The sequence below is a fragment of the Clostridium sp. FS41 genome (assembly GCF_000954015.1).
Lineage (GTDB): Bacteria > Bacillota > Clostridia > Lachnospirales > Lachnospiraceae > Enterocloster > Enterocloster citroniae.
In genome coordinates, this window is the sequence record NZ_JYHN01000046.1 from 85243 (window position 1) to 97512 (window position 12270).

Genomic DNA, 12270 nt, shown 5'->3' on the forward strand with positions numbered 1-12270 from the left:
AACTGATTCCTTTTCTCATTAAAGCCTCGTTCCCGCTGCCAGGACCGCCTGACCCTTTAATTCCCCTCCAGCAGCCCTGTCACTTCTTCCAGGCTCTTCTTCCCGAAATAAACCTGGGAGCCGTTGATCACCATGCACGGAACACTCATGATATTATATTTTTTCTTCAGGTCCGGGTAATGCATCAGGTTGACCATCTCGGCAGTCACATGTCCCGAAAGGGAGGCCGCCCTCTGGGCAGCCATCACCACCTCAGGGCACATGGTGCAGGACAGGGACACCATCACCTTCACATTGATATCCTTGCTGATGGAGGAAAGGCGCTGTCTCAGACCCTCGTCCAGCGGCTGCCCCGGACCCGCCATATTATACAGGGCCACGATAAAGGAGTTAAATTCATGCCCTCCCGGAACGCCGTGGAACAGGATATTTCCTTCCCTTCCATCCTGGCGGCCCAGCCGGAAGGCGGGGAACAATTCGCCGCCGGCCTCCCGCCTCTCCTTTTCTTCCCTGCTGATATATTCTCTCTTACAGATGATCCTGTCTGTCAATCCCTCCAGTTCGCCCAGGAAACCGCTCATCTCCCCGGCAAGGGGGCTGTCGTCCAGCTCCGCGGTTATGACTGCCTTTTCCTGGAATTTTGGAAACAGACCTGACAGCTGCTGCCGGATCTGTGCCGACAGGAAGCCATTGCCGTCCTCCGCCCGGGTATCTTCTCCCCGGGTATCTTCTCCCCGGGTATCTTCTCCCCGGGCTCCATCTCCCCGGCTGCCTTCTCCCAGGGTTCTGCCACCGCCGGTCATTTCCCCTTCCAGGCGTTTTGTGTCCGCCTCCCCTTGCTCAAGGGCGGGAATGCCCAGCTTTTCATGGATGGAGGAAACATGCTTTTCCAGGGAGGTGGCCGCCACCGCGCCATCCGATACCGCTGTCACCACCTGGCGCAGATTCTTGATGCACACATCCCCTGCGCCGTACACTCCTTCAGCGCTAGTCTTCTGGCTGCTGTCCGTAACCAGGTAACCCTGCTCATCACACACCAGCTTTCCGCTGATCCATGCAGTGTTAGGCACATAGCCCGCAAAGACAAAGATACCGAAACCGCCGTTCTCACCAGCCTCATGGGTCCACTCCTCGCCGGTGCGGTTGTTTCTGAATCGCGCATAGGAAACCATATGTTCCCCGCCTGCTTCCAGGATCTCCGTGTTAAACTTCACCTCAATCTTATCTTCCTTTTTTACTTGGTCCGCCACGGTTCTGGCACATGTAAAGTCATCCCCCCGGACCACCAGTGTTACCTTCCTTGCATATCTGGTCAGGAAAATGCCTTCCTCCACAGCGGCAAACCCTCCGCCGATTACAAAGACCTCCATGCCTGTAAAGAATTCCCCATCGCAGGTGGCGCAGTAAGCCACGCCTCTGCCCTGAAATTCCTTTTCCCCTTTAAACCCAAGCTTTCTGGGGTTAGCTCCCGTTGCCAGCACCACTCCCAGGGCCTTATACTCGCCGGCTGTTGTGTGAAGCACCTTGATGTCCTGATCCAGGTCCATATCCAGCACCTCGGCCATCACAAACTCTGCCCCGAACGCCTGGGCCTGCTCCTTCATGGAATGGGTCAGTTCTTTTCCGCTGGTCCTCTCCACGCCCGGGTAGTTGACGATTTCCGAGGTGATGGTGATCTGCCCGCCGATCTTCTCTTTCTCCATCAAAAGGACCCTATATCTGGCCCTGGCCATGTAGATGGCGGCCGACAATCCGGCCGGTCCGCCTCCTACGATCACCACATCATACAAATAATTTTTTTCCCTCTCCTGTTCCATTTAGATCAGCCCCACCAGATCCAGGCTTGGCTTCAGGGTGTCGGCCCCCGGCTGCCACTTGGCCGGGCAAACCTGGTCCCCGTGCTCTGCCACAAACTGGGAAGCCTGGACACGTCTGTACAGCTCGTCCGCATTCCTGCCCACATTTCCGGCGATCACTTCATAGGCAACGATTTTTCCCTCCGGGTTTACGATAAAGCTGCCCCTCTCCGCCATTCCGTCCTCCTCGATCATTACCTCAAAATCCCTTGCCAGCTTTCCTGTGGGATCCGCCAGCATGGGGTAGTGGATCTTCTGGATGGTCTTGGACGCATCATGCCATGCCTTGTGTACAAAATGGCTGTCGCAGGACACACTGTAGATTTCGCAGCCCGCAGCCTTAAATTCCTCATACTTGTTGGCCAGATCCTCCAGCTCCGTGGGGCACACAAAGGTAAAATCAGCCGGATAAAAGAAGAATACCGCCCACTTCCCCAGTACATCCGATTTTTTCACTTCCTTAAACGATCCGTCCACGTAAGCCTGCACTGTAAAATCACTGATTTCTTTTCCGATTAATGACATATTATTTCCTCCTGTTTTCACTGATATTTTATAGTTTGCATTAAAAATGATATTTTATGTTAGTTTCAACTAACTTAATGCAAGTTTATCAGAACATCCCGCTTTTGTCAACATTTAGTATTGATAATAATTATTAATATTGTTTTTTACCGATCTCCGTGTTACGGCCACGGGGGGGCTCAGCGGAACAGGATACCCAATAAAAAACAGGGATCGGCACAGGGACGTTCCTGTTCAACGTCTCTGCACCGATCCCTTTCCTGTAATCATTTATTATCTAATCCTGAAACCGCTTATCTTGAAATATGGAAAGCGTCCATCCCGGGATACGCTCCGCTTTCCCCCAGTTCCTCCTCGATCCGCAGCAGCTGGTTGTACTTTGCCACCCGTTCGCTTCTGCTGGGGGCGCCTGTCTTGATCTGGCAGGTGTTTAAGGCCACCGCCAGGTCGGCGATGGTGGTATCCTCCGTCTCGCCGGAGCGGTGGGAGGCAATGGCCGTATACCCTGCATTGTGGGCCATCTTAATGGCTTCCAGCGTTTCTGACACGGTTCCGATCTGGTTCAGCTTAATAAGGATGGAATTCCCGCAGCCCTGGCTGATCCCCTTTGCAAGGCGCTCCGTGTTGGTCACAAACAGGTCGTCACCCACCAGCTGCACCCTGTTTCCCAGTCTGTCCGTCATCATCCTCCAGCCTTCCCAGTCCTCCTCATCCAAACCATCTTCAATGGAATAAATGGGGTATTTGCCGATCAGCTTCTCCCAGTGATCCACCAGCTCCTTTGATGTAAACTTCTTCCCGCTCTTGGGAAGAAGGTATTCTCCCTTGGTTTTGCTCTTCCACTCGCTGGAAGCAGCATCCATGGCAAGAACAAAATCCGTTCCCGGCTCATATCCGGCCCTGGTCACCGCTGCCAGTATGTATTGGATCGCTTCCTCATCACTTCCCAGGTCAGGGGCAAATCCGCCCTCGTCCCCCACTGAGGTGGCCAGCTTCTTTTCCTTTAAAAGGGCTGCCAGGGCATGGAACACTTCCGCGCACCAGCGCAGGCCCTCCTTAAAGCTTTTTGCGCCCACAGGCATGATCATAAACTCCTGCACATCCACTGTATTGGCAGCATGGGCGCCGCCGTTTAATATATTCATCATGGGAACCGGCAGCCTGTTGCCGTTTACGCCGCCCAGGAAACGGTACAGGGGAAGATCCAGGCCATTGGCGGCCGCGCGCACGCAGGCAATGGAAACTGCCAGGATCGCGTTAGCCCCAAGATTAGACTTGTCCTTTGTCCCGTCCGCCCGGATCATGGCGCGGTCCACTGCGTAGATATCCGCTGCATTCATCCCCTTCAGGGTATCTGAAATCACTGTATTGATATTCCTGACCGCCTTTAAGACGCCTTTTCCTCCAAAGCGCGGATTCTCATGATCCCTTAATTCCAGGGCCTCAAATTCTCCAGTGGACGCACCGCTGGGGGCAGCTCCCCTTCCAACCGTACCGTCTGCGAGGACAACCTCCGCCTCTACCGTGGGATTCCCTCTGGAATCAATGATTTCCCGTCCGATTACTTTCTCAATCTCTAAATAGTTCATTCCACATCCTTTCCCATGGATATCCCCTGCCCCGGGATAATGGAAAACAGCTGAAAATGGGCACCTGATCACTTGATCCGGGGCAGGATGGTATCACATGATTGATCCACATAGTTAGCTTTAGCTAACCATCCTCAGTATACCAAAGTTCCTTGAAAAAGGCAAGTGTGCCAACTGATAATCTTTTTCTCATATCCTCCCATTCAGTCAAGGAGGTTGGTCATGCTCTTAAGGCTGATTGCCAGAGTGGATGTATTATGGAGCAGGGCTGAGGTGGCAGGCGCGATCACGCCCCCTACGCCCAACAGGATCAGTCCCAGGTTAAACCCGATCACGCACCGGTAATTCCGGTCAATCCGGTCCATCAGCCCTCTGCTGATCGCCCTCAGGGTCACAAGCTGGAACAGGTTGTCCTCGGATATGGTGATATCCGCAATCTCCCTGGCGATCTCCGCTCCCTCGCTGATGGCAATGCCTGCATCCGCAGCGGAAAGGGCCGGCGAGTCATTGATTCCGTCTCCGATCATGATCACCTTGTGGCCCAGCTTCTTTTCCCGCTCCACAAATCCCGCCTTATCTTCGGGCAGAACCTCGGAATAATACTCATCCACGCCTATCCTGGCCGCAATGGCCCGGGCCGTGCGCTCGCTGTCCCCTGTCATCATCACGATCTTTTTGATCCCCTGTCTGTGAAGGGCGCTGATCACCGCATCCGCCTCCTCCCGCAGGGGGTCCTCGATGCAGATGACGGCTGCCAGCCTTCCTCCAATGGCCAAAAACAGATGGGAGTATTCCGAAGGAAGGCTGTCAAATGCATCCCTGCCGTCTTCCGGCACCTTGCAGCCCTCATCCTCAAACACAAAGTGATAGCTTCCGATCACCACCCGCTCCTCCCCCACATAGGTGGCGATTCCATGGGCTACGATGTAATCCACCCTGGAGTGCATCTCCTGGTGCACCAGGCCTCGTTTAACCGCCTCCTGGACCACGGCATTGGCCATGGAGTGGGGGAAATGTTCTTCCAGGCAGGCGGCGATCCGCAGCAGTTCATTCTTATCCTGCCCGTTAAACGCCACCACATCAGACACCTGGGGCCTTGCCTTTGTCAGGGTGCCTGTCTTGTCAAATACAATGGTGTCCGCTGCCGCCACCGCCTCCATATACTTGCCGCCCTTTACCGTGATGTGGTAGCTGCTGGCCTCGCGCATGGCCGACAGCACGGATAACGGCATGGCCAGCTTCAGGGCGCAGGAGAAGTCTACCATCAGGATGGACAGGGCCTTGGTGGGATTGCGGGTGAGCAGCCATGTCAGGACCGTGCCTCCCAGGCTCCAGGGGACCAGGGCATCGGCCAGGGTGGCCGCCTTTCCCTCTGCCGTGGACTTAAGCTGCTCCGACTCCTCGATCATGGTCACGATCCGCTCAAACCGGGTGGCTCCCGCTGCCTTTTTCACGCACAGCGTGATCTCCCCTTCCTCTATGGCGGTTCCGGCATACACATACATGCCCTCTTCCTTTTTCACGGGCACGGACTCCCCTGTAAGGCTTGCCTGGTTCACCATGGCTTCCCCGGACACCACCACGCCGTCCAGCGGGATCACATTTCCCATATGTACGGTAACCATATCATTTTCCCGGATCTTGGAAAGGGGCACCAGCACCTCGGTCCCTTCCACGCTCTGCCATACCTTAGTGATATTAAGGGACATACTCCTGGCAAGGTCGCCCACTGATTTCTTGTGGGTCCACTCCTCCAAAAGCTCGCCGATCCCCAAAAGGAACATCACGGAACCGGCCGTGTCAAAATCCCTCCTTACAATGGAAACCATAATTGCCGTGGCATCCAGGACCTCCACCTCCAAAGCGCCCTTTAACAGGCAGCGGATCCCCTTGATCAGATACCGGATCCCGTGGTACACGGTGTAGACTGCCCGGAAGGGCAGGGGAAACAATGCCTTTGTCACCGCCCGTACCGCCACCTTTTGGATCAGCTTTTCCTTATACTCCCTGTTCAGGGCCCTTCCGCTGTTCTTGGGAACCAGTTCCTGAAGCCGTTCATTTTCATAAGAAAATTTCCGCACACCGTTAAGGATCTCTCCCCGGTCGCCCTCGAAGACCACAACCGCGTCCGCAGTCCTCTCATACACCTTTGCATCCTTCACACCCGGCAAGGCGCAGAGATAATACTGCAGCAGGTCCGCCTGACGGATGCTCATCTCCTTCTGGTAAAGGTGGATCCTCACCCTGCCCCGTATCTCATGTCTTATAACAAATTTCATCTGCCTGCAGCTCCTATCTGACTTACTGTGACGAAAAAAGTACCGCCCAGGGAACCATCTATCCCCGGGCGGAATCCACATTACTCTGTAACCACGTTTACCGGCTCCTCAGCCATCTCCTCAGAAACAGCCTGGTCTTCTGCTCCGCTCTCATCCTCAAACACTTCTTCCTGTTTGCGCTTTACATTGATCTCCTTGGCTTCTGCCAGGATATCCTCCGCATTTTCCTGGATGTTGGTGGCCGTGGTCATCACACAGTCCTTAGCCCGTAAACCGGCTGCCAGGCAGTTGATATAAAACTTCTTTGCGTCCGTGCTTGCCAGCACCTTAACGCCTGCCGTACCAAACAGGACGCCGCCCAAAAACAAACCAATCCTCTTACACTTAAAACAATCAATCATCTCTTTATCCTCCTACTTATGCTTGTACCCGGTGTATAGGGTCATCGCGAAACAAAACACCATGGCCCAAGCCCAGAATTTGTGATATTTCATCTTGTGTCACTTCCTTTGCGGGAACTTTACATATCGTTTACACATTTATCCTAAACTGGAAAATGCTGGTTAGTCAATTCCAACGCTTCTTATTGAGAAATAAAGTCATTTAGTGTGATTGATTTTAAAAATCGTGTATCCGGCTGCCTTCACCGCATCCTTCAGGGCCTTGTCTTCATACTTCTGTTTCATATAAACCTGCGCTTCTCCTGCTTCCAGATCCACCCTTGCCCACACGCCCTCCATGGCGTTCAGGGCATTCTCCACACGGACCGCGCAGTTGCCGCAGGACATTCCGTCCACCTTCATGGTGCACTGGTGCGGGTAATGGGACAGGTCCTTATCCTTTACCTTAATCCGTTTGGGGGACTTTTCCCCGGACGATCCGCAGCAGCCGGAAGCCAGACGCTTCATATAGCTTCTGATGCCAAACACGGAAATAATGATCAATAAGACACAAATGATTGCTGTTGACAATCCTCTTCCTCCTTTGGCGAATCCGGTGAGGAGTACTGGTACGTGCGCGCCAGCACCCCCATCTCTTCCAGTGCACTGACCGTCCTGTACACAGTGGCCATCCCCAGGTTGGGATCGCGCTTGCGTGCTTCATAGTAGATATCCTTGCAGTTTGTCCAGTCGCTTTCCAGGATCACTTCCAAAAGCATCCGTCTCTGCTGGGTCATCCGTTTTCCTCTTTTTTGAAATTCTTCGATCACCTGCTCTTTTTGCCACATATCAGTTCTCCTCCTTACGTGATTTCAGGCACTTAATGGCCGCAGGTACGTCAGAACGCGCACGGAACGGGGATCGTCTTTCCACGCTCGCGTGCACGTTCATCTGTTATCAGGATGCTGCGCCGGCTTTTGCGCCAACCTTCAGGGACTTGCTTTCCTTGTACGGTCTTACCATCAGGTAAATGAACAGCGCTACCAGAAGGAGCGCAACAATTGCTCCGATGCCAAAGCTTCCGGAAGTGAACCATGTTCCCAGCTGGTAGATGCAGAGTGATACGCCGTAGGCCAGGAGTGTCTGGTAACCGATTGCAAACCAGGTCCATTTTGCATTGTTCATCTCACGCTTGATCGCTCCGATGGCTGCAAAGCAGGGAGCGCAAAGCAGGTTAAATACAAGGAAGGAATATGCGCTCACAGTGGTAAAGCTCTGTGCAAGGGTTCCCCAGATCTCCTCGCCGTCCTCTGCCACTTCCGCAAAGCCGTAAAGGATACCAAAGGTACCGACCACGTTCTCCTTTGCAACCAGTCCTGTGATGGCTGCAACAGCCGCCTGCCAGTTGCCCCATCCAAGAGGAGCAAAGATCCAGGCAATCGCCTGGCCAATGCTGGCCAGAAGGCCGTCAGACAGGTCCTCCACCATTCCGAAGTGACCGTCCACAAACCCAAAGCTGGATGTAAACCATACAAAGATGGTGGATAACAGGATCACGGTTCCGGCCTTCTTGATAAAGGACCATCCCCTCTCCCACATGCTGCGCAGTACATTGATCACAGTGGGCATATGGTAAGCAGGAAGTTCCATAACAAAGGGCGCCGGGTCGCCTGCAAACATCTTTGTTTTTTTCAAAATAATACCAGAGCAGATAATGGCTGCAATACCCACAAAGTAAGCGCTGGGTGCAACCCAGGAAGCGCCTCCGAACAGTGCGCCTGCAAACAGGGCAATGATGGGGAGTTTCGCACCGCAGGGAATAAAGGTGGTGGTCATAATGGTCATCTTGCGGTCCCTGTCATTTTCAATGGTACGTGATGCCATGATTCCGGGAACGCCGCAGCCCGTGCCGATCAGCATGGGGATAAAGGACTTGCCGGACAGACCGAATTTACGGAAGATCCTATCCATGATAAACGCAACCCTGGCCATGTATCCGCAGGCCTCCAGGAATGCCAGGAAGATGAACAGCACCAGCATCTGGGGAACAAATCCCAGCACGGCGCCCACACCGGCAACAATACCATCCAGGATCAGGCTGGACAGCCAGTCAGCGCAGCCCACGGAAGTCAGGAAGCCTTCCACCAGGACCGGAATACCGGGAACTTCCATGCCAAACAGGCTCCATCCGTCTCCAAACACGCCGTCATTGGCCCAGTCCGTTGCCCAGGTACCCACTGTGGTAACCGACACATAATACACTACCCACATAACAACCGCAAAGATAGGAAGGGCCAGCCAGCGGTTTGTCACAATATGGTCGATCCTGTCCGAGGTGCTCAGCTTCTGCTTATTCTTTTTCACATAGCAGCCGCTGATGATGGAGGTAATGTATGTATAGCGTTCATTTGTGATAATGCTTTCCGCATCGTCATCCATGGCATCCTCTGTGCGCTTGATCAGGCTCTCAACATTGGGCACCGTGGACATCCGGGCAGCAATCTTATCATCCCGCTCAAACAGCTTGATGGCATAAAAACGCTTCTGCTCCTCCGGGATCTCATTGCCGAGGCAGCCTGCGATCTCTTCCAGCACAAACTCCACATCAGACCCAAACCGGTGCACGGAGGATACTTTCTGGCCTCCTCTGGCCAGTTCCACCGCCTTGTTGGCCGCTTCCATGATCCCGCTGCCTTTAAGGGCCGAAATCTCAACAACCGGGCAGCCCAGCTTTTTGCTCAGGGCATTTATATTGATCTGGTCTCCGTTTTTCTGCACAATATCCATCATGTTCACAGCCATGAGAACCGGGATCCCCAGTTCCATCAGCTGGGTGGTCAGATACAGGTTGCGCTCCAGATTGGTTCCGTCCACAATGTTAAGGATCGCATCAGGGCGTTCCGTGATCAGATAATTCCTTGCAACCACTTCCTCCAGCGTATAGGGTGACAGGGAATAGATCCCGGGAAGGTCCATGATGATCACATCCTTGTTCCCCTTTAGCTTACCTTCCTTTTTTTCCACCGTTACACCCGGCCAGTTTCCTACAAACTGGTTGGATCCGGTGAGTCCGTTAAACAGGGTAGTTTTACCACAGTTTGGATTACCGGCCAAAGCAATTTTGATTGACATTTTCATATCCTCCTATTCCTCTTATTGAGAAAATTTATCAATAAATTAGTTTAAGCTAACTCATTATCTAAAAAAAAGCAGCCCCTACTGCACTTCGATCATCTCTGCATCCGCTTTTCTCAGAGACAGCTCATAACCTCTTACATTGACTTCCACCGGATCTCCCAGGGGAGCAACCTTGCGGACATATACTTCAGTCCCCTTTGTGATTCCCATATCCATGATACGGCGCTTTACCGCTCCCTCACCGTGAAGCTTTACCACTGAAACCGTATCTCCGCATTTAACCTCTTTTAATGTGTGCATAATCAAACGCTCCTTTCTTCCTCATATCCTGATTCCCAGTTAGATCATGATCTTGTTGGCCATTTCCCTGCTGATCGCAACGCGGGCGTCCTTTACATTAACAATCACATTGCCATTGTTAATGGACACGACCGTTACATCCGTTCCAGGTACAAATCCCATATTCTCCAGGTGCCGGCGCACTTCATCTTTACCGCCTACACGCTTAATGGATGCTACTTCACCCTCTTTTGCCATTGTTAAAGGCATACAATCACTCCTCTTCTTTTTGATGTGATCACAGTAATAGGTACAGATGCAGTCCTGGAAAGTTATGGTATCCTAACTGCAAGTCTAAGTTAGCACCAATTAACTCAAATGTCAATAATTTTTTTCAAAAACCTTGATGAGAAATTCAATCTTTGCACAGAATATTGAAATATGCTAAAATCAAACCATACCTCAGTGCACAAAAAACACAGGATCGCAGGGGGGAAACATATCACCGTTTTGAAAGGATTGATTTATATGAAAATACAGGAATCTGCTGAGAATTATCTGGAAACCATTCTGATGTTAGGCCACCGCAACCCTTATGTCCGCTCCATCGACATTGCAAACGAGCTGTCCTTTTCCAAGCCAAGCGTCAGCGTTGCCATGAAAAACCTTCGGGAGAACGGATACATTGAGATCAATTCCGAAGGGCATATCTCCCTCACCGGACCGGGGAGGGAGATTGCCGAGACCATGTACGAACGCCACGCCATGCTGTCCCAGTGGCTGATCTATCTCGGGGTGGATGAACAGACAGCCGTGGAGGATGCCTGCCGCATCGAGCATGTGGTCAGCGCCAAAAGTTTTAAAGCCATCAAAGCCCATATCACGGAGGGACATGAACTGCCTGACATGGAAGACCCGGAGCATGTTTAAAATTCCTTAGAGGAACGTGGAAAAAGGGAACACCAGCACAATGGCCGGCAGTATGTTTAACACCCTGGATTTCTTAATATCCGCGATCTTAAGTCCCACCGCCAGGGTTATGATGCCGCCGCAGGCCTTGAAGTTGGCAAGCATGGTCCCTGTTATGTAGGGGAGTACGCATCCGGCGCACCCAAACAGCAGGACCCCGACCACAAACTGGGGAATTGCCACAAACCCAACCAGATACCCTGCCGTGGTGCCGAATATCACAGCAGTAAAAAAATCCATAATGGCTTTGGCGATCAGAATGGAATGGTCGCCGGTCATTGCGGAGTTCATGGCCCCGAAAATACCGGTGCCGCTAAAGCAGAACAGGATGATCATACTGATCAGCACGTCCAGCTGTTTGTCGTCCAGGCTCAGGGGGAGCCTGGATTCCAGGCTGTGAAGCCCCCGCATCAGACTTGTCTCCAGGTTCATCAGTTCCCCGATCACAGTTCCCAGGATCACGGCAAGGATGACTGCGGAAAGGCTTTCCAGCTTGATGATCAATGTGACACCCATGGTAATGGCAGAGAGGCCAAAGATCCCCGGAAGGGCCTCTTTTAATTTGTCCGGGAAATAATCTTTTAAAACAGCTCCCAGCAGCCCTCCTATAAACACTGCAATGCAATTGATGATAACTCCGTACGGCATGATATCTTCTCCTCTTTTCGTCTATTTTTCAAAATGTTCGTGTATCCTGGCAAACTGATGGATAAATTTCTCCCATTCCTCCCGCTCCATCTGTTCAAAGGTTTCGGCTTCAATTTTCAGGAAAGCCTCCTGGACCCGTTTTTGCTGTTCCCATCCCTTGTCCGTGAGGAAAATATGGAAGGTACGTCTGTTCCCGTTCATCCGCCTGCGCTGGATCAGCCCCTTTGTCTCCATACCGTTCAGCACCGAGGTAAGAGTTGCGGCCTCAATATAACAGTGGGCCGCAATCTCCTTCTGACTGGCCCCGTCATAGTCCCCCAGATAATCAAGAACCTTGGGCTGGCCAGCGGTAAGTCCGGTATCACTAAGCATTTCCATCAGTTTTTTGTTGTAGATCGCATGGCTTGCCATCAGCAGATAGTGAAATGTCATGTGCACCTCCCCCTTTTATATATATTAGTATTCTAATTATTAGATATCTAACTATTATAATGGTGACGGTCCGCTCTGTCAATCCTGATTTTTGGTTTTATTCCCGGATCTATGCCCGGATCGTGCATGCCGGGATCCATGAATCAAAAAAACGTCCCCGGCTCCTGATCAATGG

13 protein-coding genes are annotated in these 12270 nt (G+C 52.3%); 1 reads left to right on the forward strand and 12 read right to left on the reverse strand.

All coding sequences use genetic code 11. The features are described 5' to 3' along the window. Positions 1-56 precede the first annotated feature (56 nt). The 10 genes from CLFS41_RS07260 to CLFS41_RS07305 form a co-directional block, all read right to left on the reverse strand. Positions 57-1817, reverse strand: coding sequence for an FAD-dependent oxidoreductase (locus tag CLFS41_RS07260; protein ID WP_045091883.1), 1761 nt, complete (start codon positions 1815-1817; stop codon positions 57-59). After that, a complete protein-coding gene (gene ahpC, locus CLFS41_RS07265; protein WP_007859889.1) occupies positions 1818-2381 on the reverse strand; it encodes an alkyl hydroperoxide reductase subunit C in 564 nt (187 codons plus the stop codon). A gap of 293 nt (positions 2382-2674) precedes the next feature. Beyond that, the gene (gene eno / locus CLFS41_RS07270; RefSeq protein WP_007859890.1) at positions 2675-3970 is read right to left on the reverse strand and encodes a phosphopyruvate hydratase; all 1296 of its coding nucleotides are present in this window, start codon (positions 3968-3970) and stop codon (positions 2675-2677) included. A gap of 203 nt (positions 3971-4173) precedes the next feature. Further along, entirely contained in the window at positions 4174-6249 is a 2076-nt protein-coding gene (locus CLFS41_RS07275) for a heavy metal translocating P-type ATPase (protein WP_045091884.1), read from the reverse strand. A gap of 80 nt (positions 6250-6329) precedes the next feature. Then, positions 6330-6650 carry a DUF6110 family protein gene (locus tag CLFS41_RS07280; RefSeq protein ID WP_007859898.1) on the reverse strand — a complete coding sequence of 107 codons (321 nt, stop codon included), beginning with the start codon at positions 6648-6650 and terminating at the stop codon, positions 6330-6332. 198 nt (positions 6651-6848) lie between these two features. Beyond that, entirely contained in the window at positions 6849-7220 is a 372-nt protein-coding gene (locus CLFS41_RS07285) for a heavy metal-associated domain-containing protein (RefSeq protein ID WP_045091885.1), read from the reverse strand. Continuing rightward, positions 7190-7477 (reverse strand): transcriptional repressor, encoded by a 288-nt coding sequence (locus tag CLFS41_RS07290; protein WP_007859901.1) that lies wholly within the window; start codon positions 7475-7477, stop codon positions 7190-7192. Before CLFS41_RS07290 ends, CLFS41_RS07285 begins: the two co-directional genes overlap by 31 nt. A gap of 109 nt (positions 7478-7586) precedes the next feature. Further along, entirely contained in the window at positions 7587-9761 is a 2175-nt protein-coding gene (gene feoB / locus CLFS41_RS07295) for a ferrous iron transport protein B (protein WP_045091886.1), read from the reverse strand. 84 nt (positions 9762-9845) lie between these two features. Then, positions 9846-10067: a FeoA family protein gene (locus tag CLFS41_RS07300; RefSeq protein ID WP_007859906.1), complete on the reverse strand. Its 222-nt coding sequence runs from the start codon at positions 10065-10067 to the stop codon at positions 9846-9848. 39 nt (positions 10068-10106) lie between these two features. After that, positions 10107-10316 carry a FeoA family protein gene (locus CLFS41_RS07305; protein WP_007859908.1) on the reverse strand — a complete coding sequence of 70 codons (210 nt, stop codon included), beginning with the start codon at positions 10314-10316 and terminating at the stop codon, positions 10107-10109. A 258-nt stretch (positions 10317-10574) separates the two neighbouring features. Here CLFS41_RS07305 and CLFS41_RS07310 point away from each other — a divergent pair, with 258 nt between their 5' ends. Next, entirely contained in the window at positions 10575-10976 is a 402-nt protein-coding gene (locus tag CLFS41_RS07310; RefSeq protein ID WP_007859910.1) for a metal-dependent transcriptional regulator, read from the forward strand. 6 nt (positions 10977-10982) lie between these two features. On the opposite strand, the gene CLFS41_RS07315 is transcribed toward CLFS41_RS07310, so the two are convergent. Together CLFS41_RS07315 and CLFS41_RS07320 are read right to left on the reverse strand one after the other, a co-directional pair. Further along, entirely contained in the window at positions 10983-11663 is a 681-nt protein-coding gene (locus tag CLFS41_RS07315; RefSeq protein ID WP_007859912.1) for a DUF554 domain-containing protein, read from the reverse strand. A gap of 21 nt (positions 11664-11684) precedes the next feature. Continuing rightward, complete coding sequence (locus CLFS41_RS07320) at positions 11685-12095, reverse strand: MarR family transcriptional regulator (protein WP_007859913.1); 411 nt, start codon at positions 12093-12095, stop codon at positions 11685-11687. Positions 12096-12270: the final 175 nt, after the last annotated feature.